Source organism: Methylocystis sp. JAN1 (assembly GCF_052186135.1).
Lineage (GTDB): Bacteria > Pseudomonadota > Alphaproteobacteria > Rhizobiales > Beijerinckiaceae > Methylocystis.
This window is the reverse complement of the sequence record NZ_CP181499.1, coordinates 1520217-1542568: the sequence shown is the minus strand read 5'-3', so window position 1 is coordinate 1542568 and position 22352 is coordinate 1520217. Positions and strand designations below refer to the sequence as shown.

The window sequence follows — 22352 nt, the reverse complement described above, 5'->3', positions numbered from 1 at the left end:
CGCGGGCGTGGCCGAGGCGCTATATAGCCTCGTCAGGAGGAGCCCATGGCCGCCGAAACGCGGGAGCAGACCGCGACCGTCATCGAATTCGATCCGATCATGGCCCGGCTGCGGCTGGAGGCCGAGGACGTGCTGCGCCGCGAGCCCGAGCTCGGCGGCTTCATCTACCCGGCCATCATGGCCCAGGAGACGGTGGCGGGCGTCGTGGCCCATCGCGTCGCCCAGCGCCTTGACCGGCCGGAGGCGCCCTATGCCGCAATCCGCCAGGCTTTCGACGCCTGCCTCGCGCGCGAGCCAGACCTGATCGACGCCTTCCGCGCCGACCTTCTGGCGGTCCTGGAGCGCGATCCAGCCTGCACGCGAATCCTCGAACCTGCCCTCTATTTCAAGGGCTTCCACGCACTGCAGACCTACCGGCTGGCGCACTGGCTGTGGAAAAGCGGCCGCAGCGACCTGGCGCTGACGCTGCAGAGCCTCTCCTCGCAGATTTTCCAGACCGATATCCACCCGGCCGCGCGGATCGGCAAGAGCGTCTTCATCGACCACGCCACCGGCGTCGTCATTGGCGCGACGAGCGTGATCGAGGACGACGTTTCCATGCTGCATGGCGTGACGCTGGGCGGCACGGGCAGATCGCGCGGCGACCGCCATCCCAAGGTGCGCCGCGGCGTGCTGATCGGCGCCGGCGCGAAGGTTCTGGGGAATATCGAGATCGGGCGCTGCGCCATGATCGCGGCAGGCTCGGTGGTGCTCGATTCGGTGCCCGCCAACAAGACGGTGGCGGGCGTGCCGGCGCGGATCGTGGGCGACTCGAAATGCGCCGAGCCGGCCCTCGCCATGGATCAGATGCTGGCTGTATTAGATGCGGAGATGCATACGAGGACGGGGTTGTAAGGTGAAAAAACTGCTTCTTGGCGCGGCGCCGCTTCTGGCCGCCGCGGGTCTTTCGTCGTCCGCGCACGCCGCCGGCTGGCACTATTACGATCCCGAATGCCCCGTCGCGCTCGGCGAAAAGTCGATGAAATTCGTGGCCATGCAGCCCAAGAAAAACATCGACCGCGAATGCGTGGCGCTGCCGGACACCGGCCCGTCCGTCATCGTGCTTGACGCCGGCGACAGCGAGCTGCGCGACATGAAGTGGGACATTCGCGTGCTGCGCGCCAAGGGGCCGGAGGCCCGGCCGGACCCCGACGCCGAGGTCGTCGCGCGCCTGCCGGTGCAGAAATTTCCCAACGGCATGGTCAATTTCGACCACAATTTCAAGGAGCCCGGTTATTACGTGCTCTACGCCAGGCTTTCGAGCGACAATGGCGCGAAGAGCTATGAGGGAAGACATCCCTTCTCGGTCGGGCTCATGACCGATGAGGAGTTCTATCTCTATATCGGCTTTGGCGTTTTCGCGGTCGTGGCGGGCGGCGCGGCGTTCACGCTGTGGCGACAGGGGAAACTTTTCTTCAAGATCCCGGATTTTTCCAAGCCGTCATAAGATTATAAACTCTTCGTCATTGCGGATGTTTTTCGAAGTCGGGCATTACCCGACTTCGCTGAAGTGCGGCGCAATCCAGAGCCGCGCCGCCGCTCTGGATTGCGTCGTCGGCTACGCTGCTCGCAGTGACGGCCGGGACGCGGCGCAAAGTCCTTATCCAAACCGATTATTCTTCGGGAATCCCCGCGGCGGCAGCCTGCCCGCCTCGGCGCGGTGGCCCATCCATTCGCTCAGCTCCGCCGCCGCGATGTTGAATATGCGCCCCGCCGAATCCGTCCAGCTCAGTCCGTCCGCGAGCAAAAACACCTTCGCGTCGGCGACGCCGCCATCCTTGTAGCGCTGCATCCGCACGCCCTTGCCGCGCGCCATGCGCGGGGCTTCCTCCAACGGGAAGACGAGGAGCTTGCGATTGTCGCCGATGATGGCGACGTGATCGCCCGCCGCTTCCGTCACCACCTTCAGTTTCGCGGGCGGCTCGACGGTGAGCACGGCGCGGCCCTTTTTGGTCGAAGACAAGAGATCGTCCTGCGCGACAACAAAGCCGCGCGCATCGTCGCCGATGAGCAGCAGCGACGCGCCGCTTGTATGCGGCAGCACGCGGGCGATGCCGGCGCCTTCGTCGATATCGGCGTAAAGGCGGATCGGCTCGCCATGGCCGCGCCCGCCCGGGAGTTTAGAGGCGTCGAGCGTGAAGGCCTTGCCGTTCGTCGCGAGCGCAAGAATTTTCGTCGTCGTCTGCGCGAAGAAGCTCGTGTCCAGCGCGTCGTCGCCCTTGAACTGCAAGGACGACAGATCCTGCACATGGCCCTTGAGCGCGCGAATCCAGCCCTTCTTCGAGACGACGACGGTGATCGGCTCGCGTTCGATCATCGCTTCGGCGAGATCCAGATCGACAGCCGCCGGCGCGTCCTCGAAGGTCGTGCGGCGCTTGCCGACCGCCGTCTGCGGGCCGTAGAGTTTTTTCAGATCGCGCACCTGCGTCGCGATCGTCTTCCATTGCTTGCCTTCGTCGCCGAGCAGGCTCTCGATCTCGGCGCGCTCTTTGGTGAGGTCGTCCAGTTCGCGACGCAGCTCCATCTCTTCGAGCTTGCGCAGCGAGCGCAGGCGCGTGTCGAGAATGTAATCCACCTGAAGGTCGGTGAGTTTGAAAACCCGCTTCAACTCGCCCTTGGCGTCGTCCTCCTCGCGGATGATGCGGATCACCTCGTCGAGATTGAGGAAGACGATAATCATGCCTTCCAGTTGCTCGATGCGCCGCAGGATCGCCGCGAGTCGATGGCGCGAGCGGCGTTGCAGCACGTTGCGGCGATGGTCGAGCCACTGGCGCAGCGCTTCGTCCAGCGAGACGACGCGCGGCGTCACGCCGTCGACGAGCACGTTCATGTTCATGCTGAAGCGCGTTTCGAGTTCGGAGAGCTTGAAGAGCGTCTCCATCATCAGCGCCGGATCGACATTGCGCGCGCGCGGCTCAAAGACGATTCGCACGTCCTCCGCCGATTCGTCGCGCACATCGGCGACGAGCGGCAGTTTGCGCTCCGAGATCAGCTCCGCCAGCTTCTCGATAAGGCGCGACTTCTGCACGCCATAAGGTATCTCCGTGACGACCGCGACCCAGCCGCCGCGGGGCAGCTCTTCCCTCGTCCAGCGCGCGCGCACGCGGAAGGAGCCGCGCCCCGCGCGGTAGGTTTCGACAATCTCCTCGCGCCTGTCGACGATGACGCCGCCGGTCGGAAAATCCGGCCCCTGCACGAAAGTGAGCAATTGCTCGCTCGTGGCGGAGCGATGCGAGATGAGATAGAGCGCCGCGTCGCACAGCTCGGCGAGATTGTGCGGCGGGATCGAGGTCGCCATGCCGACCGCGATGCCCTGCGCGCCGTTCGCCAGCATATTGGGCAAGGCTGAGGGAAGGACGACCGGCTCCTTCTCCTCGCCGGAATAATTCGGCTTGAAGTCGATCGCATCCTCGTCGATGCCCTCGAGCAGCGCGCGCGCGACCCCCGTCATGCGCGCTTCGGTGTAGCGGTAGGCGGCAGCCGAATCGCCGTCGATATTGCCGAAATTGCCCTGCCCGTCGACGAGCGGATAGCGCGAGGAGAAATCCTGCGCGAGACGAACCAGCGCGTCATAGATCGCCTGGTCGCCATGCGGATGATAGGAGCCCATCACGTCGCCGACGATCTTCGCGCATTTCTTGAACGGCGCGCCTGGGTCGAGCCGCAGCACATGCATGCCGTAGAGAATGCGCCGATGCACGGGCTTCAGCCCGTCGCGCGCATCGGGGAGCGCGCGGTCCGTGATGGTGGAGAGGGCGTAACGCAGATAGCGCTCTTCCAGCGCCTCGCGCAGATCGACGGGCGTCACGGCGCTTTCGCCGCCGCCGTCCTTGCCCTTACCTGCCGAGCCGCCTTTTTGCGCCATCCGTCCGTTCCTGTTTGTTCCGTCCCTTCATCGTCCTATTGGCGCGCGGCTCCGCGCGCAAGCGGCGAGCAAACCTTCGTTACGCCGGCGCGCTCTAAGCCCACCCCTCAACGGGATTTTCATTTTTTAGCTGGTAGTGTCGCAAAATTGAGCTTGCGACGCACCGCAGCGCTTCATAGAAAGGGAGCCGCAGCGTCGCGCCGCTTCGCTTCTCCAAAGGCTGCTTCCCTCTTGTATTTCCGTGGTTTCCGCACATGACGTCGATCCCCAGACTATTCGCGGCGCTTGGTGTGGCGCTCATCGCTGCGGGCGCCGCCCAGGCGGTGGAGAGCGTGGAGATGGCAGCCAGTGATTCGGCTCGCTTCCAGCGCCGCCATCAGGCCCCCGCGCAAGAAGAGGCGCGCAACGCCGATAATGCGATGCAGGCCATGTGTCGCGAAATCCTCGTCGACACGGATGAGGGCTATGGCGTGACGAATCGCGAATCGCGCGTGATCTGCGACGAGTTGCGCTAAGCGATCGAGGAAATTGCGCTGATGTAGAGTTCCCGCGACGCCGGCATCGCCGCGCCGCGCGGGGCGAACACGTCGCGCGCAAGGAAATAGCCGGTGAGGCGAAAGGCGTCGGCCAGCTCATGAGGAGAGACGCCGCCTACATTTTCCCTCAGCAATCTCGGGAAAGGCAACAGGCGCTCCTTCCAGGGCGCCCCGGCGTCGCGGTTCACGGCGCGGCCCGATTTGGGCGAGACATAGGCGAGATCGTCCCGCGTCCCGGTGAGGGCGCAACGTTCCAGATCGAGGCCGAAGCCGAGCGCGCCGAGCAAGGAAAGCTCGAAACGCGCCATCATCGGCGCGGCGACCTCGGCGCCGAGAGCGGCGGCGATGGCGTCGGCCGCTTCGAACAGCCCCTCCTGCGGGTCGCGCTCCGGCAACAGCCGCAGCAGCGCGGCGAGGGTCGCGACACCGTGCAACGCCGCACCCCGGTCGAGATAGCGCGCCGCCCGCGAAACGAGCGGCTCGACCGCATAGGCGCCCATATGATCCTCAAGCCGCGCCCGCCAGCTCGCCGTCACGAGATTGCCGGGCTGCAATACCGGCCGCATCGCCTTTGAGCGCCCGCCGCGCGCGACGCCGAGATGGCGGCCATGGGCGCGCGTCATCAGCTCCAGAATGACGGACGTCTCGCCGTGCTTTCTGGCGCCGATGACGAGGCCTTCGTCCTGCCATTCCATGGCTGCGTCTCTCTGAGCATCGACAATCTAGTCCCCCTCCCCCTTGCGGGGAGGAGTTAGGGGTGCGGGTCAGCCATCTCTGTGGCCATCGCGGCTTTCCCCCACCCTGCCCTCCCCGCAAGGGGAAGGGCGGGGATCACGCCTCAATGCGTGACATCCTCACTGCTCCGAGAGCTTCATCTCGGGGCTGTATTCCACGCCCTCGACTTCCTTCGTGACAGCCTGACCGCAGATCACGCGGCCCTGCGCAGAATCGAAGGTGAGCGTCGGCCCGCCATAGAGCGTCCAGCCCTTGCTCAGCGCCTCGGTGACGCGATGGCAGAAGGCGGCGTCGTCGGGGCCGGTGAGATAGCGATAGACGGTCAGTCTTTTCCTGGACATGCGAACCTCGCGAATCGAGTGCGCCCGATTTTACTCGCCTTTCGGAAAATCCAGCCGCATCTCGCGATAGCGTTCGGGGTCCTCGGCCCAGTTCTCTCGCACCTTCACGAAGAGGAAGAGATGCACGGGCTGCTCGGCGGCTTCGGCGATCTCGCGCCGCGCCGCCTGCCCGATCGCCTTGATCGTCTTGCCGCCCTCGCCGATCACGATCTTCTTCTGGCCGTCGCGGGCGACATAGATCGTCTGCTCGATGCGCGCCGAGCCGTCCTTCTGATTGGTCCAGCTATCCGTCTCGACGGTTGACTGGTAAGGCAGCTCGTCGTGCAGCCGCTCATAGATCTGCTCGCGGGTGATCTCGGCGGCGAGAAGGCGCAACGGCGCGTCGGAAAGCTGGTCTTCCGGATAGAGCCACGGCCCCGGCTTCATGCGCTTGCCCAAAGCGCGCAGCAGATCGGAAACGCCGTCGCCGGTGAGCGCCGAGACCATGAAGGTCTCCTCGAATGTCGCCTGCTCATTGAGCTTCGCTGTCAGAGCCAGCAGCTTTTCCCGCGCGACGATGTCGACCTTGTTCAAAACGAGGATTTTCGGGGCCTTTGTTTCGGCGAGCTGCTTGAGGATCGCCTCAACCTCCTCGTCCAGCCCCTTGCGCGCGTCCACAAGCAGGGCGATGACGTCGGCGTCCGCGGCGCCGGAGAGCGCGCTGGCCACCATGGCGCGGTCGAGTCTGCGCTTGGGCCTGAAGATGCCGGGCGTATCCACGAGAACGATCTGCGCCGGCCCGTCTATGGCGATGCCGCGCACAAGCGCCCGCGTCGTCTGCGCCTTGCGCGAGACGATCGAGACCTTTGCGCCCACGAGCCGATTGAGCAGCGTCGACTTGCCGGCGTTGGGCGCGCCGACGAGCGCCGCGAAGCCGCAGCGCGTTTCCTGTTCCGTGGCGTGTGTGTCGCTCACCAATTCTCCATTTCAGCAGCGCCCCCTCTCCCCGCCTACGGGGAGAGGGCTGGGGCGAGGGGCGAGCCGAGACAAGAAAAGCTCGGTTTTGGCCCGGCTCAAAAGCCGGAGACGTATCGCCGCCTTGCCCCTCACCCTAACCCTCTCCCCGCTTCACGGGGAGAGGGAACTGGGTTATTCCGTCACGCCCTCGCGCGCCATGAAGGCGGCCGCCGCCGCCTGTTCGGCCACGCGTTTGGAGCTGCCGCCCCCGATAGCCGGCTCGAAACCCTCGATCTCGACCGCCAGCTCGAAAGAAGGGGCATGATCCGGCCCCCGGCGCGCCACCATGCGGTAGCGCGGCGGGGCGAGACGGCGGGCTTGCGCCCATTCCTGCAGCGCGGTCTTGGCGTCGCGAAGATTCCGACCCGTCTCGCGCATGATGGGGCCGAAGGCCTCCCGCACCATGCGTTCAGCCGCCGCCGTCCCCCCGTCAAGAAACGCCGCGCCGATGATCGCTTCGCAAATATCGCCCAGAATCGCGCGCTTTTTGCGCCCGCCGGTCTGCGCCTCGCCTTCGCCTAGCCGGATATGGGGGCCGACGCCCCAAAGCTCGGCGATCTCGGCGCAGGTCTCTTTGCGCACGAGCGCCGCGAGACGGCGGGAAAGCTCGCCCTCGCTTTCGTCCGGAAAAGCCTCGAAGAGCATGTGCGCGACCGCGAGCCCGAGCACCCGGTCGCCCAGGAACTCCAACCGCTCGTACGAATCCGGCCGCTGAGCCGCGGCGCTGACATGGGTCAGCGCCCAGCGCAGCAACGCCTTGTTTGCAAAGTCATGCCCGATGCGCGCCTCTAGCGCCGCGAGATCAGGCTTCGCCCGCGCCATTCAAGCTCGCTCAGTGCGCCGGCTTGAACAGACGGTCCCAGCGCACGGACCATGGCCAGCGCCAGAAGGCGAGCGCGGATTCGTCCTTCTTCACCGAGAAAAAGATGATTTCGGCGCGGCCGACGAGATTGACGAAGGGCACGAAGCCCACGCCGCCAAGGTCCGGCGAGATGCGGGAGTCCGTCGAGTTGTCGCGATTGTCGCCCATCATGAAATAATGATCCGGCGGCACCACGAAGAGCTCGGTATTGTCGTTGATGCCGTGATCGCCCTCGATCTCGATGATCGTGTGTTCGACGCCCGGATGACTTCCGTCGCCCGGCAGCGTCTCCCGATAGGTCGCGACCGGAGCCTCCTCGCCATCCCGATTCTCCGTGCGAGCCTTGGCGATCGGTTCGCGCGGGACGACGACGCCATTGATGTAGAGGCGACCCTCGATCATCTGGATGCGGTCGCCCGGCATGCCGATCACGCGCTTGATGTAGTCCGTCTCGTTGTCGCGCGGCAGCTTGAAGACGACGACGTCGCCGCGCTTGGGGGGCGACGCGAGCACGCGGCCCGAAAAGACGTTCGGGCCGAAGGGCATGGAATAGTTCGAATAGCCGTAGGCATATTTCGAGACGAAGACGTAGTCGCCGATGAGCAGCGTGGGGATCATCGACCCTGATGGAATATTGAAGGGCTGGAAGAGAAGCGTGCGGATGACGAGCGCAATCGCCAGGGCCTGGACGATGACCTTGATGGTCTCCAGAATCCCGCCTTCTTCCTGTTTCTGAGCCACCGGGACGTTCCTGCTCAAGCCATGCGCTCCTTAGAAGATCGAGGGACCAGCCGCCCCGCGATCCCGCTTAGCACGCCGTTAACGAGATGAGAACTGCGGCAGGGAAGAGCGCAGGGCAATCGGACGAACGCTGGCGTGAGCGAATCCCTTCCCGTAAAGGCTCCAATATCGTGGCGGAAAGGACCCGCCCGGCAGCGCATTTGACGAGGGATGGAGACCCGCCTCCCCCCTCAAAGGACGAGCGAGGCGCGCCCCTCGTCCATCGCCTTGCGCATCTGGCGAATCGCCTCGGCGAGACCCACGAAGACCGCCTCGCCGACGAGGAAGTGCCCGATATTCAGCTCCACCACCTGCGGCAGCGCCGCGACCCGCCGGGCCGTGTCATAGTCGAGGCCGTGGCCGGCATGGACTTCGAGCCCTCGCTCGCCGGCATAGGCGGCGGCCGTCTTCACGCGCTCGAATTCCCGCTCGGCCAGGGCGTTGTCCCCCACCTCGACGGCGTGGCACCAGGCGCCCGTATGCAGCTCCACGACAGGCGCCTTGATTGAGACGGCTGCGTCGATCGCCTCCGTCGAGGGCTCGATGAAGAGCGACGCCCTTATGCCGCCGCGCGCCAGCTGATCGGCGTAAGGCGCAAGATAGTCGTGGCCGCCGACGACGTCGAGCCCGCCCTCAGTCGTGCGCTCGGTGCGCTTCTCGGGCACGAGGCAGACGGCGTGCGGGGCGGTCGCGAGCGCGATGTCGAGCATTTGGCCGGTCGCCGCCATTTCGAAATTCAGCGGCTTTGAGATGGACGCCTTCAGTCTCGCCATGTCCGCGTCGGTGATGTGACGGCGATCCTCGCGCAGATGCGCGGTGATCCCGTCGGCGCCCGCTTCGATGGCGAGCAGCGCCGCGCGGACCGGGTCCGGGCGCGGACCGCCGCGGGCGTTGCGGATGGTGGCGACATGGTCGACGTTGACGCCGAGGCGTAGGGGTTTGGCGCTCATGCCGCTTCATAGCGCGCGGCCGATGGGGTTGTCATTGGGGCTCAAAAAAACGCCTTGTTTGAACGCCCGGACGGCCTGTGGATGTTAACCAGAATAATTTATGATTAATCGTCTATTAATTTGAATTCTTGACCCGGTTTGCGGATTATTCCCGGTATTTTCGGATGGAGAACGAAAATATGACAAAGCTTACCACACTCGCTATTCTGGCCTTCTTCGCCGCCGACGCGTCAGCCGTCATGGCGGCTGATGCAAATTGCAGCTCCAGCTCCCCTATCGCCGCCGGGGCCACCGTTACCGGCCGCGTCGTCGTGCCTGACGGGCAGACTTGCGACATCAGCGGCGTCTCGGTGATCGGCGATCTGGTGGTGGGCAGGCAGGCGACCTTAAAAATGCGCGGCGGCACGGTCGCCGGCAATGTGGAGGCGACCGAGTGCGCCGAAGTCCTGCTGAGAGGCGAGGCGGCGCCTCTGCTGGTTCGGGGCGACGTCCAGATCCGCGGCTGTTCAGGCAAGCTCGATTACGGGAGCCTCTGGGTGGCTGGCTTTATCGACGGCACCTCGGGCCGCGCCATGGTCGCGGGCGATGTCGAATGCGTCGGCAACGCAGCGCTCTGCGCGGTTTACAAGGTCGATGTCGGCGGCAATGTCCGCGTCGACGGAAATGTCGCCAACGGCTCCCCGTCGCAAAACAACGTTTCCGCCCTTCTCACGAGCAATCTGATCGGCAAGAAGCTCGAATGCGCCGGCAACGGCCCGAACCCCATTACCTACGGGCCCAATGTTGCGGCGAGCGGAAAGCTCGGCCAGTGCGCGGCCGCCGGCTTCTAAACCATCATCAGGATTGAGCGGAGCGAGGGGTCATCCGATCACGCGCTCCACCTTGCTCACAAGCGGGCTCGCGCGCAGCTTGGTGAGCACGCCGGTCAGATGCTTCAGATCCGCAACCTCGAGATCGAACGTCATCTCGCGGAAATCCGGCGAATGGGCCTTGAAATTGATATTGTCGATATTGGCGCCCGTCTCGCCGATCAGCGTCGCGAGCGCGCCAAGCGAGCCCGGCTCGTTGATCGCGGTCAAGACGATGCGGGCGGGGAAGAAGGCGCGCGCTTCCGGATCGATATCCCAGCGCACGTCGAGCCAGCGTTCGGGCTGGTCGTCGAAAGCAGTGAGCGCGGGCGATTGGATCGGATAGATGGTGATCCCCTCGCCCGGCGTGAAAATGCCGACGATGCGGTCGCCCGGCACGGCGCCGCCCTCGGGCGCGAAACGCACCGGCGCGTCGCCGCGCAGGCCGCGAATGGGGATGGCGCCCGCATCGCCCTCGGCGCCCGGCGCCTTGAAGACGACGTTGGCGTTGGCCTTCACGCCGAACCAGCCCGGCTCGCCCGGCGCCGGCGGCGTCTGCGGCGTCTTCCGCTCCTCGGTGAAGTCCGGATAAACCGCCTTCACGACGTCGCCCGAATATATCTCGCCGCGTCCCACCGCCGCGAGAACGTCGTCGATCGAGTGGCGCGCGAGGCGCGTGAGCGCCCCTTTCAGCCGGTCGTCCGAATAGGGCCGGCCCGCGCGCTCGAAGGCGCGCTCCACGATCTGTCGCCCGAGCCCGGCATATTGCTGGCGCACGGCCTCGCGCGTCGCGCGGCGAATGGCGGCGCGCGCCTTGCCGGTGACGACCGCCGCCTCCCACGCCGCCGGCGGCACATGGCCGTCGGCGCGGATGATCTCGACCTCGTCGCCGTTTTGCAGCTGCGAGAGCACCGGCGCGACGCGGCCGTTGATCTTGGCGCCCACCGCCGAGTCGCCGAGCTTGGTGTGGACCGCATAGGCGAAATCGATCGGCGTCCCGCCGCGCGGCAGGGCGATGAGCGCGCCCTTGGGCGTGAAGCAGAAGACCTGGTCCTGAAAGAGCTCGAGCCGCGTGTGCTCAAGAAACTCTTCCGGGTGGCTGTCGCCATGCGCGAGCAGCTCCAGCGTCTCCTGCAGCCAGCGGAAGGCGCGGCTTTCCCTCGCGAGCTCCTCGCGCCCCTCGTCGCCGGTCGCGTCCTTGTAGAGCGCATGGGCGGCGATGCCGAAGCGCGCGATCTCGTGCATTTCCGCCGTCCGAATCTGCAGCTCGACGCGCTGATGGCCCGGTCCGATCACCGTGGTGTGAATCGAGCGATAGTCGTTCTGCTTCGGCGTCGAGATGTAATCCTTGAATCGTCCCGGCACGCTCGGCCATTTGGTGTGCACGACGCCCAGCGCGCGATAACAATCCTCGACCGTCCCGACGATGATGCGGAAGCCGAAAATATCCGAGAGCTGCTCGAAGGATATCGACTTGCGCTCCATTTTCCGCCAAACGGAATAGGCGGTTTTCTGCCGGCCGGTGACCGCCGCCGCGATGCCGCGCTCGAGAAACTCCTTGGCCAGTTCGTCTTCGATGCGCTTGATGATGCGGCCGTTCTTGGCGCGCAGCTCATGCAGCCGCTGCTCGATCGCCTGATGCGCCTCCGGCGAAAGGTGACGGAAGGCGAGCCCTTCAAGCTCCTCGCGCAGGCGCTGCATCCCGATGCGGCCGGCGAGCGGCGCGTAAATGTCCAGCGTTTCCTGCGAGATGCGCGCGCGCTTGTCCTGCAGCACGTGATGCAGCGTGCGCATATTGTGCAGGCGGTCAGCCAGCTTCACGAGCAGCACGCGCACGTCCTCGGCCACGGCGAGCAGCAGCTTGCGGAAATTCTCGCCCTGGCGCGCCTGCTTGGAGACGAGATCGAGCTTCTCGATCTTGGTGAGGCCGTCGACGAGCTTGCCGATCTGCTCGCCGAAGAGACGGTCGATCTCCTCGCGCGTCGTCTCCGTGTCCTCGATCGTGTCGTGCAGCACGGCCGCGACGATGGTCGCATCGTCGAGCTTCAAATCCGTGAGGATTGCGGCGACTTCGAGCGGATGGGAGAAATAGGGATCGCCGGAGGCGCGCGTCTGCTGGCCATGCGCCTTCATGGCGTAAACATAGGCGCGGTTCAGCAAATCCTCGTCGACGTTCGGATTGTATTTCCGAACGCGCTCGACGAGTTCGTATTGACGCATCATGCGCGAAAGCCACGGCGAAACTGCGCGGCCGGCGCGCCGCCAGCGCGTCTTGCGCCGGACGGTCTTCGCCTCGCCGCTGAAAGCGGACGTCGAATGTAGCGCAGCTTTACCGCCGCCTCCAGTAAAAGGCGACAAAAGCTGGAAACGCTTCTACTCGCCGTCTTCTTCCACCTCGGCCGGCGGGACGAGGCCCTCCAGGCCGCGCAGCAGATCCTCTTCCGTCATGCGGTCGAACTGCTGGTCGCTGTCGAAATCGCCGCCAGCGGCGGGCGTCAGGGCCGGCGCGGCCTCCGCTTCCGGCTCGTCGACCTCGACGTGGCGCTGGAGCGAATGGATGAAGTCTTCCGACAAGTCTTCCGGCGAGAGCTGGGTTTCCGCGATCTCGCGCAGGGCGACGACCGGGTTTTTGTCGCGGTCGCGGTCGACGAGAATCGGCTGGCCGGAGGAAATGAGCCGCGCGCGATGCGCCGCGAGCAGAACGAGATCGAAGCGGTTCTCGATCTTGTCGATGCAATCTTCGACGGTGACGCGCGCCATCTCTCACGGCTCCTGCTTGAAGTGGGGAAACCGGGCTGCTACACTAAATTGCATTGCCGATCAATGGCGAGCCTGCGATTTTCGAACTGCTAAGCTTGCGAGCGCCCATTCTGGGGGAAATTTTCGAGATAAAAGGACCATGTTTTATGCATGAAACCCGCGGGACGGACTTGACCTCGCGGCATATAGGCGCAATTTATTTGATATGACGCTTCGGCGTCCAGCTTTCGACAAGGCGCCTTTGCCATCTTGCAGAAGTCGCAGCGGCGAAGTCGATCTAATGGCCGCGTTTGGAATTTCAAAGATGATTTGGAAACGCGGCTTGGAGCCGAGCAGGTAGCAACGTCATTGTGGCCGGCGATCGTAACAACTAGCCGTCAGATGGCGGAATATCTGCGGTGAAAGAAGAACGCCACCACATACAACCCCGACGCGAGAATAAAATGGCAGATATCGAACGAATTGCGTTATTCATTGACGGCGCAAATCTTTACGCGACCGCCAAATCTCTGGGATTCGATATTGACTATAAACGCCTGCTCCGCGAATTCCAGGGCAAAGGCCGCCTGATACGTGCGTTTTATTATACGGCGCTGATCGAAGACCAGGAATATTCTTCGATTCGCCCGCTGATCGACTGGCTCGACTATAACGGCTACGCCGTCGTGACGAAGCCGACCAAGGAATTCGTGGACTCGCTCGGCCGCCGCAAGGTCAAGGGCAATATGGACATCGAGCTCGCGGTCGACGCGATGGAGATGGCCGAGCATATCGACCACATGGTCCTCTTCTCCGGCGACGGCGATTTCCGCTCGCTCGTCGAGGCCGTGCAGCGCAAGGGCGTGCGCGTCTCCGTGATTTCCACGATCACCACCCAGCCGCCGATGATCGCCGACGAGTTGCGCCGACAGGCGGACGAATTCATCGACCTGATCCATCTCGTCGGCAAAATCGGCCGCGATCCCGGCGAGCGCGCCGAGCGCATGCAGCGCTATCAGGAACGTCGTCCGCCGATGCCCGCCCCTGCGCCGGCCGGTCATGAGGACGAAGAGGAGTAGGGACGCCGCCAGCTCCGGCGGTTTTCGTCCGCTCGCATGCTAAGCTTCCGAGAGCCTGCTAAGCTTTCGAGAGCCGGAGACGAGCCCGACAAGATCGAGCGCGCCGACGTCAGGCGGAGCGCGACGTCCGGACCGAATGCGGCCAAAAGGCGACTCGATTTGGCCAGCCGCGGCGGGCCCCGCCGTTTCAACGCTTTAACCGGGCGGAGGACGTTGGGGGCTGATCGCCCGACAAGCTGCGCCGAGACCTAACCCTTATCCCGCATGAGCCGGCCCTTTTCGCGACTCCAGTCGCGCTTCTTCTCGACCTCGCGCTTGTCGTGGATCTTCTTGCCCTTGGCGAGCGCGATCTGGAGTTTGGCTCGCCCCTTTTCGTTGAAATAGAGCTTCAGCGGCACGATCGTCATGCCCTCGCGTTCGACCGCCTGGGCGAGCTTGGCGAGCTCGCGCGATTTCAGCAGCAGCTTGCGCGGCCGCTTGGGCTCGTGATTGAAACGGTTGCCGGCGAGATATTCCGGAATATTGGCGTTGACGAGCCAGGCTTCGCCATGCCTGTCGACATGAGCGTAGCTCTCGGCGATCGTCGCCTTGCCGGTGCGCAGGGACTTTACCTCCGTGCCGGTCAGCGCCAGGCCGGCTTCGAAGGTTTCCCCGATTTCATAGTGGAACCGCGCCTTGCGATTGTCGGCGACGACCTTGAAATTAGGCTCCTGCTTGGTCGCCAAGCGACTCCCCCTCTCCCCACGTTGGGGGGAGCGGGCCGGAGTGAGGCGAAAGGCGACCGCTCAAATTCACGAGACGGCGGCCTGCGACTTCCTCACCGATATGGACGCCCTCGCCCCTCACCCTAGAGCGCTCTTGCGAAAAAGCGGGAACCGGTTTTTCGCAAGAGCGCCGTCTAAATCTTTAGAATCGATCACATTGTCCGCGTTTAGGCGATTTCGCCCAAACGCCGCGTGGTCCAGCCCTCTCCCCGCGCCCGGGGGCGAGGGAATAAGGTCTCGTCATCCAGCAAGAACGCCAGCGTGGATCATTGCGGCGCGGATGCGATCCTTCGTCGCCTGGGTGGAGGGAACAAGCGGCAGGCGCACTTCCTCGCGCACCTTGCCGAGCAGAGACAAGCCGTATTTCGCGCCCGTCACGCCCGCCTCTAGAAAGGTCGCGACATGCAGCGGCACGAGCTTGTCCTGAATCTCCAGCGCCTTGGCGAAATCGCCCGCAAGGCAGGCGTTTTGCAGATCGGCGCAGAGGCGCGGCGCGATATTGGAGACGACCGAGATGCAGCCATGCGCGCCCGCCGCCATGCAGGCGAGCGCCGTGAGATCGTCGCCCGAGAGCTGGATGAAGTCCGGTCCCATGGCCTCGCGCTGCAAGGAGATGCGGCCGATATTGCCGGTCGCGTCCTTCACGCCGACGATATTCTTGAGCTCCGAGAGACGCTTCATCGTCTCGACGCTCATGTCGATCACCGAGCGCGGCGGAATGTTGTAGATGACGATCGGGATCGACACGGCGTCATTGATCGCCTTGAAATGCAGATAAAGCCCTTCCTGGTTGGGCTTGTTGTAGTAAGGCGTGACGATCAGCAGGCCGTCGGCGCCGGCGCGCTCGGCATGGCCCGCAATAGCGATGGCCTCGCGCGTATTGTTGGAGCCGGCGCCGGCGATGACCGGCGCCCGGCCCTTGGCGGCCCGGACCGTCTCGGTGATGACGCGGCCGTGCTCCTCATGGGAGAGCGTGGGACTCTCGCCCGTCGTGCCGACAGGCACGAGGCCGTGGGCGCCCTGCTCGATCTGCCAGTCAATCAGCGCGCGCAACGCTTCGAAATCGACCTCGCCATTGGCGAAAGGCGTGACCAGTGCGGTGATCGACCCGTGAAAAATCGGCTTTTTGCTCATAGAATCAGGAACTTCCCCGCGCCTCACAGCCGCCTTATTCGCGCCCGTATGATGGAAGCGTCTTTCATAGCGGCTGGGCGCTTGCGAGAAAAGCCCCACCTAGAGCGCGTGTCAAAAAAGTATAGGTCCGCCGAGCCCGCGCTCAAGCGCCGGCCCGAGGGTCTTGGTTGACGATTCGTAAATGAATAAAGAGCAGCCTCTGCGCAACGACGGAATAAGCCGATGATGTTGCCGCCACGCATTTCAATCCGCCTCAAGGTCTTGGCCACGGCCACGGCCATCGCGCTTGTCGCTCCGGCCTTCACAGGCTTCGGCACGGTGGGCGACCTTGACGCCGGCAAACGCGGCGACGCGACGCGCTGGGTTCCGCATGTCCCCTTCAGCCTCGGCGCCTGGCGCGTACGCGTCGGCAATCTGGAAGAGGCCGTGCGCGGATTCATGACCGGCGAGCCGCCGCATACGGAAGCTGCGCATCCGCCCCAGGCAGGCCTTTTCGGACTCGAAGACGCGGCCGTCACGCCGCTCGCCAATTACGCGCCGCCGGAAGGCTGGCTGCGCGACTCGGCCGGCGCGGCGCTCGATGCGAGCAAGCTGCTCGGCGACGATTCGGAGCCTTTCTACCAGGCGCTCGCCGCCTACAAGAATGGGGACTTCGCGACCGGAGACGCCGCGGCGGCGAATTTGCGGGCGAGCCTCCCGCATACGGCCGCGCATTGGGCCGGTCTGAAGCTCCACCCGCGTGAGGCGGGGTTCAAGCGGATCGCCGCCTTTCTCGAATCCCATCCCGACTGGCCGGCCGCCGATTGGCTGCGCAGGCGCGCCGAGGAGGCGCTGGTCAGCGAGCATCAGCCGGACAAGGTTGTAAAGGCCTGGTTCGAGAACGCGCCGCCCGCGACGCCTTACGGCAAATACGCCATCGCCAAGGCGCTGGCGCGGGAAGGCGATTTCGACACCGCCGCCTTCTACGCGCGCGACGCCTGGCGCGAGGACGATCTCCCGCAGGGCTTCGAGACGCAATTCCTGAAGGAAGTCGGCGAGCTCTTGACCCCCGCCGATCATAAATGCCGCGCGGATCGCCTGCTTTATGCGGGGAAGAACGGGCCGGCGCTGCGCGCCGCCGAACTCGCGGGCAAGGACGTCGTCCTGCTGGCGCGCGCCCGCGCGGCGGCCAATGTCGGGGCCGGCGGCGACAAATTGTTCGCGACCGTTCCGCCGTCCCTGCAAAACGATCCCGGGCTTCTTTTCTCGCGCGTGCGGGCGCTCAATAACGCCAAGAAATTCGCCGAAGCCGGCGCGCTGCTGCGCAAGGCGCCGACCGATCCCGCCAAAGTGATCGACGGCGACGCCTGGTGGGCGGAACGCCGGCAGGCCTCGCGCAAGCTGCTCGATCTGGGCGACGCGGACACGGCCTATGTCGTCGCCGCGCAACACAACGCCCGCTCGACCAGCAACCGGGTCGAGGCGGAATTCCAGGCGGGCTGGATCGCCCTGCGCTTCCTCGACGATCCCGCGCGCGCGGCGCGCCATTTCGCGGCGCTGACCCAGGCGGCCGAAACGCCGCTGCAAAAATCCCGCGCATTCTATTGGCGCGGTCGCGCCGCCGAGGCGCTCCATACGTCGGAAGACGACGCGCGCGCGCAGGAGTTTTACCGGCAGGCCGCCGCCCATTCGACGACTTTCTACGGCCAGCTCGCCAGCGCCAAGCTCGGCGCGCAGGACCGCCCGCTGCGCCCCGCCCCTGCGACGGCGAAGGCGGAAGAGCGTCATGAGGCCGTGAAAGTCGTGGAGCTGCTGCTCGCGACCGGCGACAAGGAGGTCGCCGGGCCGCTTGCGCTCGACGCAGCGAAAAACATGGCCGACGTGAAGCAGGTGGCGGCGCTCGGCGAGGTGATCGCGAACCAGCGCGACGCGAAGCTCTCTCTCGTCTTCGGCAAGAGCGCGTCCTATCGCGGCATTCCGCTCGACGACGTGGCGTTCCCGTCCTACGGCGTCCCGGATTTCGAGGCGCTGCCGAATTCCGCGCCGCGTTCGGTCGTCTACGCCATTGCGCGGCAGGAAAGCGCCTTCGACCCGAAGGCGGTTTCCTCCGCCGGCGCCATGGGGCTGATGCAGATGATCGCCTCCACGGCGCGCCACACCGCCTATCAGCACGGGGTCGCCTTCGATCTCTCGCGCATGATCAGCGAGCCGTCTTTCAACGCCAAGCTCGGCGCCGCACATCTCGGCATTCTCCTCGGCGAGTATAAAGGCGCCTATCTGCTGACATTCGCGGCCTATAACGCCGGCGGCGGACGCGTGAAGCAGTGGATCGACGCCTATGGCGATCCGCGCAAGGCCAATATCGACCCCATCGACTGGGTGGAGCGCATCCCAATCACGGAGACGCGCAATTATGTGCAGCGCGTAATGGAAAATTTCGTCGTCTATCGCGCGAAATTCGGCGACACGGAGACACGTGCGCCGCAGGTCGAAATGGCGCATGCGAGGTTGTAATAAAAGATAAGTGGATGACGCCCCTCGTGCTTCGAGACGCCTGCTTTGCAGGCTCCTCAGCATGAGGGGCTTCTTCTAGCTTCGCCCACTTGGGCCTCACCCTGAGGAGCGAGCGAAGCTCGCGTCTCGAAGGGCGAGGCCGCCTCTGGGACGATCAACAGGCTTTCGTTACAGCCCCTTCCCGAGCCGCCCCGCCAGATCCGTCACGAATTGCCACGCGACGCGGCCGGAGCGCGCGCCGCGGGTCATCGACCATTCCAGCGCCTGGGCGCGAATGTCGGCCTCCGGCGCCTCCAGGCCGAAATGGCGCGCATAGCCGAAGACCATTGCGAGATAGTCGTCCTGGCTGCAATTATGAAAGCCGATCCACAGGCCGAAGCGGTCGGAGAGCGAGACCTTTTCCTCCACCGCCTCCTTGCCGTGAATGGCGCCGGCGCTTTCGTTCTCAATCATGTCGCGCGGCATGAGATGGCGGCGGTTGGAGGTGGCGTAGAACAGCACGTTCCCCGGCCGCCCCTCGACCCCGCCCTCGAGCGCGGTCTTCAGCGCCTTGTAGCTCGTCTCCGGCCCGTCGAAGGAGAGATCGTCGCAGAAGACGATGAACTGATAGGGCTGGCCCGAAAGCGCGCTCAAGAGATCGGGCAGCGCCTCGATGTCTTCCCGGTGGATCTCGACGAGCTTCAGCCGGCCCTCCCCCGCCAGCGCGCCATGCACGGCCTTGACGAGCGAGGACTTTCCCATGCCCCTTGCTCCCCAGAGCAGCGCATTGTTGGCGGGCAGGCCTCTGGCGAAGCGCGCGGTGTTGGAAAAGAGGATGTCGCGCTGGAGGCTTATGCCTTCGAGCAGCGAGAGATCGACGCGATTGACCTTCGCCACCGGGTGAAATACGGAACCCGCCGCCCGCCAGACGAAAGCTTCGGCGGCCGAGAAGTCCGGGCGCGGCGGAAGCGGCGGCGCGAGTCGCTCCAGCGCCTCCGCGATACGGGACAAATGGGCGGCGAGTTCCTTCTTCGACATTCTGGCTTCCATGACTGGGGCTGATTTGCGGGCATAGCCGGATTATACCGGGACGCAAAGGCCGCATGAGACGGCCAGCCGGCGCCTCCCCCTCTCCGCGCGAGCGGGGAGAGCGCGGGCGGCCGGCGCGTATTTGGGAAGAGGACACGCCTTTGACGCTCGACGCCGACGCCCTGCTCTCGCGGGCGAAAGTCATCATCGCTCCCGCCGACGCCGGGAAGGCCGAGAAGGCGCTCGACCGCGTGCTCGAAAAGGACGCGTCCGGCGCCGTTTCGGCTTTCCTCGCGGAGCATCCCGAGGCGCGCGATCTGCTTTTCGGCGTCTTCGGCGCCTCGCCCTATTTGACCGATCTCGCCGCGCGGAATCCGGCGCGGCTCGCGCAAGCGCTCGGCGCCGATCCGCAAGCGCGCATCGATGCGCTGATCGCGGAAGCGAAGGCGGTCGAAACGGAAGACGAAGCCGATCTCATGCGGCGCCTTCGCTTAATCAAACAGGAAGCGGCGCTCGTCATCGCCCTTGCCGATCTTTCGAAAGCCTGGGACACGCTGCAAGCGACGAAGGCGCTTACCCGCATCGCCGACGCGACGCTTTCCGCCGCCATCCGCTTCACGCTGCGCCAGGCGCAGCACGCGGGAAAGCTCGAACTCGCCGACCAGCGCGATCCCGAGCGCGGGTCGGGATGGATCTTTCTCGGCATGGGCAAAGGCGGCGCCTATGAGCTGAATTATTCCTCCGACATCGACCTCATCGTTTTCTTCGACCGGGCGCGCGCCCGCGTCGTCGATCGGTGGGAAGACGTCGATCTTTTCGTGAAGCTCACCAAGCGCATCGTGAAGATCATGAGCGACCGCACGGCCGACGGCTATGTGTTTCGCACCGATCTGCGCCTGCGTCCCGATCCCGGCGCGACGCCCATCGCCATCCCGCTGGAAGCGGCGCTCTCCTATTACGAAAGCATGGGCCAGAACTGGGAGCGCGCGGCCTATATCAAGGCGCGGCCCGTCGCGGGCGATCTTCTCGCGGGCGAGGAATTTTTGAAGGAGCTCGCGCCCTTCATCTGGCGCAAATATTTCGACTTCGCGGCCATCGCCGACGTCCATTCCATCAAGCGGCAGATTCACGCTCATAAGGGCCATGGCAAAATCGCCGTCCTCGGCCACAACATCAAACTGGGCCGCGGCGGCATTCGCGAGATCGAGTTCTTCACGCAGACGCAGCAACTCATCACCGGCGGACGCGACAAGCGGCTGCGCGGGCGCGCGACGCTGCCCATGCTCGACCAGCTTGTCGAGAGCGGCTGGGTGGAGGCGCAGGCGCGCGACGATCTCACCGAGGCCTATCTCTTTCTGCGCGACGTCGAGCATCGCATCCAGATGGTCGCCGACGAGCAGAAGCATACGCTTCCCGATACGAAGGAAGGCGTCGAGAACATCGCCCGCATGATGGGCTTTACAAGCTACGACGCATTCGCCGAAGCGCTGCTGAAACGGCTGGACACCGTGCAGGGCCATTACGCGCGGCTCTTCGAAAGCGCGCCGGAACTCTCCTCCACCGGCGGCAATCTCGTCTTCACCGGCGACGACGACGATCCGGGCACGATCGAAACGCTTGCGAAGATGGGCTACAAGGAGCCGAAAATGGTCACGGCGACGATCCGCGGCTGGCATTTCGGCCGCTACGCCGCGACGCGCTCGACCGTGGCGCGCGAACGCCTCACCGAACTCACGCCGATGCTGCTCGAAGCGCTGGCGGCGACGGAAAACGCCGATCAGGCCTTCCTCGCCTTCGACAAGCTCATCCAAAGATTGCCGGCGGGCGTACAGCTTTTCTCGCTGCTCGTCTCGCAGCGGCGACTGCTCAATCTCCTCGCCGCCATCACCGGCGCGGCGCCGAAACTCTCGGCCACCATCTCTAAGCGCCCGCATGTGCTCGACGCGCTGATGGAGCCCGCCTTCTTCACCACGATGCCGAGCGAAGCGGATTTGCGCGAGCGCCTCGCCGCGCTGTTCGCCGAGGCGCGCTCCTACGAGGACGTTCTCGACGCCGCGCGCATCTTCGGACAAGAGCAGAAGTTCCTGATCGGCGTGCGCGTGCTGACCGGCTCAGTCTCGGTCGCGGAAGCCGGCCTCGCCTATACGCGCCTCGCGGAGACGCTGATATCCGCGCTGTTTTCGGAGGTATGCAAGGAGTTCGAGAGGGGCCACGGCCGCATCGAGGGCGGCGCGGCGGCCATCGTCGCCATGGGCAAGCTCGGGGGCCGTGAGATGACCGCCGCTTCCGACCTCGACCTCATGCTGCTCTACGACGCCGATCCGATGGCGGAATCGGCCGGCGGCGACCGCGCGCTTTCGACGCCCCAATATTACGCGCGCCTCACCCAACGCCTCATCACCGCGCTCTCGGCGCAGACCGCCGAAGGCCTGCTCTACGAAACGGACTTCCGCCTGCGGCCCTCCGGCAATATGGGCCCGATCGCGTCGAGCCTGAAATCCTTCGAGCTCTATCAGGCCGACGAAGCCTGGACATGGGAGCATATGGCGCTGACCCGCGCGCGCGTGATCGCGGCGCCAGCCGGCTTCCGCGCCCGTGTCGAGCGGGCGATCCACGACGCGCTGACGCTGCCGCGCAACCCCGAAAAGCTGAAGACCGACGTTCTCGCCATGCGGCGACTGATCGAGAAAGAAAAAGGCTCGACCAATCCCTGGGAGGTCAAGCAGGTCGCCGGTGGGCTGATCGACATCGAGTTTCTCGCGCAATATCTGATGCTGCTTCATGGTGGAGACCGCCCCGAAATATTTTCGACGACGACGCCGGAGGCCTTGCGGAAATTGCGCGACGCCGGGCTTCTCGACGCGGGCGCGGCCGAGGCGCTGCTCAACGCCTACGGTCTTTATCAAGGGCTTACCCAGCTTCTTCGGCTCGCCATCGACGGCGCCTTCCGCCCGAAGGACGCTCCGCGCGGGCTCGCCGATCTGCTGCTGCGCGTCGGAGACTCGCCCGATCTTTCGCATTTCGAAGCGCTCCTGACCGAGACCGAGAAAAAGACCCGCGAGGTTTTTGTAACGACGGTCGGACCCGTCAAAGGCGCGGAATTATCGGGCGGCAGGGAGTTGTCAGGAGACGCGCGGCCGGCATAGATACGCCCCATTCGTCACGCAGGAACTTTCGCCGGCC

General features: G+C 65.0%; 19 protein-coding genes. 7 read left to right on the top strand and 12 right to left on the bottom strand.

From position 1 onward, the window contains the following. The first annotated feature begins 45 nt into the window (after nt 1–45). Both cysE and ACNHKD_RS07225 read left to right on the top strand, forming a co-directional pair. The gene (gene cysE / locus ACNHKD_RS07230) at nt 46–894 is read left to right on the top strand and encodes a serine O-acetyltransferase (RefSeq protein WP_442756398.1); all 849 of its coding nucleotides are present in this window, start codon (nt 46–48) and stop codon (nt 892–894) included. A gap of 1 nt (nt 895) precedes the next feature. After that, the gene (locus ACNHKD_RS07225; RefSeq protein ID WP_442756397.1) at nt 896–1486 is read left to right on the top strand and encodes a hypothetical protein; all 591 of its coding nucleotides are present in this window, start codon (nt 896–898) and stop codon (nt 1484–1486) included. 153 nt (nt 1487–1639) lie between these two features. Here the strand turns inward: ACNHKD_RS07225 and parC are convergent, their stop codons facing one another. Further along, nucleotides 1640–3904, bottom strand: a complete 2265-nt coding sequence (gene parC / locus ACNHKD_RS07220; protein WP_442756396.1) for a DNA topoisomerase IV subunit A — start codon at nt 3902–3904, stop codon at nt 1640–1642. Nucleotides 3905–4158: 254 nt separating this feature from the next. Here parC and ACNHKD_RS07215 point away from each other — a divergent pair, with 254 nt between their 5' ends. Beyond that, a complete protein-coding gene (locus ACNHKD_RS07215) occupies nt 4159–4419 on the top strand; it encodes a hypothetical protein (protein ID WP_442756395.1) in 261 nt (86 codons plus the stop codon). Here ACNHKD_RS07215 and recO read toward each other — a convergent pair. The 6 genes from recO to ACNHKD_RS07185 all read right to left on the bottom strand — a co-directional run bounded on the left by recO (nt 4416) and on the right by ACNHKD_RS07185 (nt 9104). Then, nucleotides 4416–5135 (bottom strand): DNA repair protein RecO, encoded by a 720-nt coding sequence (gene recO, locus ACNHKD_RS07210; protein WP_442756394.1) that lies wholly within the window; start codon nt 5133–5135, stop codon nt 4416–4418. The genes ACNHKD_RS07215 and recO overlap by 4 nt on opposite strands. A gap of 159 nt (nt 5136–5294) precedes the next feature. Then, nucleotides 5295–5501 (bottom strand): DUF1737 domain-containing protein, encoded by a 207-nt coding sequence (locus ACNHKD_RS07205; RefSeq protein ID WP_442756860.1) that lies wholly within the window; start codon nt 5499–5501, stop codon nt 5295–5297. Nucleotides 5502–5546: 45 nt separating this feature from the next. After that, nucleotides 5547–6470 (bottom strand): GTPase Era, encoded by a 924-nt coding sequence (gene era / locus ACNHKD_RS07200; protein ID WP_442756393.1) that lies wholly within the window; start codon nt 6468–6470, stop codon nt 5547–5549. Nucleotides 6471–6644: 174 nt separating this feature from the next. Beyond that, complete coding sequence (rnc, locus tag ACNHKD_RS07195; protein WP_442756392.1) at nt 6645–7334, bottom strand: ribonuclease III; 690 nt, start codon at nt 7332–7334, stop codon at nt 6645–6647. A 10-nt stretch (nt 7335–7344) separates the two neighbouring features. Then, nucleotides 7345–8115, bottom strand: coding sequence for a signal peptidase I (lepB, locus tag ACNHKD_RS07190; RefSeq protein WP_442756391.1), 771 nt, complete (start codon nt 8113–8115; stop codon nt 7345–7347). Between the two features lie 230 nt (nt 8116–8345). Beyond that, entirely contained in the window at nt 8346–9104 is a 759-nt protein-coding gene (locus tag ACNHKD_RS07185; protein ID WP_442756390.1) for a pyridoxine 5'-phosphate synthase, read from the bottom strand. Nucleotides 9105–9283: 179 nt separating this feature from the next. On the opposite strand from ACNHKD_RS07185, the gene ACNHKD_RS07180 reads away from it, so the two are divergent. After that, complete coding sequence (locus ACNHKD_RS07180; RefSeq protein WP_442756389.1) at nt 9284–9934, top strand: hypothetical protein; 651 nt, start codon at nt 9284–9286, stop codon at nt 9932–9934. A 30-nt stretch (nt 9935–9964) separates the two neighbouring features. On the opposite strand, the gene ACNHKD_RS07175 is transcribed toward ACNHKD_RS07180, so the two are convergent. Together ACNHKD_RS07175 and rpoZ are read right to left on the bottom strand one after the other, a co-directional pair. Then, complete coding sequence (locus ACNHKD_RS07175; RefSeq protein ID WP_442756388.1) at nt 9965–12175, bottom strand: RelA/SpoT family protein; 2211 nt, start codon at nt 12173–12175, stop codon at nt 9965–9967. A gap of 150 nt (nt 12176–12325) precedes the next feature. Then, nucleotides 12326–12712 (bottom strand): DNA-directed RNA polymerase subunit omega, encoded by a 387-nt coding sequence (gene rpoZ / locus ACNHKD_RS07170; protein WP_442756387.1) that lies wholly within the window; start codon nt 12710–12712, stop codon nt 12326–12328. A 443-nt stretch (nt 12713–13155) separates the two neighbouring features. Here rpoZ and ACNHKD_RS07165 point away from each other — a divergent pair, with 443 nt between their 5' ends. Beyond that, the gene (locus tag ACNHKD_RS07165; protein WP_442756386.1) at nt 13156–13770 is read left to right on the top strand and encodes a LabA-like NYN domain-containing protein; all 615 of its coding nucleotides are present in this window, start codon (nt 13156–13158) and stop codon (nt 13768–13770) included. A gap of 248 nt (nt 13771–14018) precedes the next feature. Here ACNHKD_RS07165 and smpB read toward each other — a convergent pair whose 3' ends face one another. Beyond that, nucleotides 14019–14495 (bottom strand): SsrA-binding protein SmpB, encoded by a 477-nt coding sequence (gene smpB / locus ACNHKD_RS07160; RefSeq protein ID WP_442756385.1) that lies wholly within the window; start codon nt 14493–14495, stop codon nt 14019–14021. Nucleotides 14496–14774: 279 nt separating this feature from the next. Continuing rightward, nucleotides 14775–15668, bottom strand: coding sequence for a 4-hydroxy-tetrahydrodipicolinate synthase (dapA, locus tag ACNHKD_RS07155; protein ID WP_442756384.1), 894 nt, complete (start codon nt 15666–15668; stop codon nt 14775–14777). Between the two features lie 222 nt (nt 15669–15890). On the opposite strand from dapA, the gene ACNHKD_RS07150 reads away from it, so the two are divergent. Further along, nucleotides 15891–18161, top strand: coding sequence for a lytic transglycosylase domain-containing protein (locus ACNHKD_RS07150; protein ID WP_442756383.1), 2271 nt, complete (start codon nt 15891–15893; stop codon nt 18159–18161). A 168-nt stretch (nt 18162–18329) separates the two neighbouring features. Here ACNHKD_RS07150 and ACNHKD_RS07145 read toward each other — a convergent pair whose 3' ends face one another. Next, nucleotides 18330–19178, bottom strand: coding sequence for an ATP-binding protein (locus tag ACNHKD_RS07145; protein ID WP_442756382.1), 849 nt, complete (start codon nt 19176–19178; stop codon nt 18330–18332). 152 nt (nt 19179–19330) lie between these two features. On the opposite strand from ACNHKD_RS07145, the gene ACNHKD_RS07140 reads away from it, so the two are divergent. Beyond that, nucleotides 19331–22315 carry a bifunctional [glutamine synthetase] adenylyltransferase/[glutamine synthetase]-adenylyl-L-tyrosine phosphorylase gene (locus tag ACNHKD_RS07140; RefSeq protein WP_442756859.1) on the top strand — a complete coding sequence of 995 codons (2985 nt, stop codon included), beginning with the start codon at nt 19331–19333 and terminating at the stop codon, nt 22313–22315. Nucleotides 22316–22352: the final 37 nt, after the last annotated feature.

Excerpts from the sequence above, each read along its gene's own strand:
- ACNHKD_RS07145 (WP_442756382.1), bottom strand. The coding sequence starts at position 19,178 with ATGTCGAAGAAGGAACTCGCCGCCCATTTGTCCCGTATCGCGGAGGCG.
- rpoZ (WP_442756387.1), bottom strand. The coding sequence starts at position 12,712 with ATGGCGCGCGTCACCGTCGAAGATTGCATCGACAAGATCGAGAACCGC.
- ACNHKD_RS07185 (WP_442756390.1), bottom strand. The coding sequence starts at position 9,104 with ATGAGCGCCAAACCCCTACGCCTCGGCGTCAACGTCGACCATGTCGCC.
- ACNHKD_RS07175 (WP_442756388.1), bottom strand. The coding sequence starts at position 12,175 with ATGATGCGTCAATACGAACTCGTCGAGCGCGTTCGGAAATACAATCCG.
- cysE (WP_442756398.1), top strand. The coding sequence starts at position 46 with ATGGCCGCCGAAACGCGGGAGCAGACCGCGACCGTCATCGAATTCGAT.
- ACNHKD_RS07165 (WP_442756386.1), top strand. The coding sequence starts at position 13,156 with ATGGCAGATATCGAACGAATTGCGTTATTCATTGACGGCGCAAATCTT.
- dapA (WP_442756384.1), bottom strand. The coding sequence starts at position 15,668 with ATGAGCAAAAAGCCGATTTTTCACGGGTCGATCACCGCACTGGTCACG.
- rnc (WP_442756392.1), bottom strand. The coding sequence starts at position 7,334 with ATGGCGCGGGCGAAGCCTGATCTCGCGGCGCTAGAGGCGCGCATCGGG.
- parC (WP_442756396.1), bottom strand. The coding sequence starts at position 3,904 with ATGGCGCAAAAAGGCGGCTCGGCAGGTAAGGGCAAGGACGGCGGCGGC.
- ACNHKD_RS07180 (WP_442756389.1), top strand. The coding sequence starts at position 9,284 with ATGACAAAGCTTACCACACTCGCTATTCTGGCCTTCTTCGCCGCCGAC.
- ACNHKD_RS07215 (WP_442756395.1), top strand. The coding sequence starts at position 4,159 with ATGACGTCGATCCCCAGACTATTCGCGGCGCTTGGTGTGGCGCTCATC.
- recO (WP_442756394.1), bottom strand. The coding sequence starts at position 5,135 with ATGGAATGGCAGGACGAAGGCCTCGTCATCGGCGCCAGAAAGCACGGC.
- ACNHKD_RS07150 (WP_442756383.1), top strand. The coding sequence starts at position 15,891 with ATGATGTTGCCGCCACGCATTTCAATCCGCCTCAAGGTCTTGGCCACG.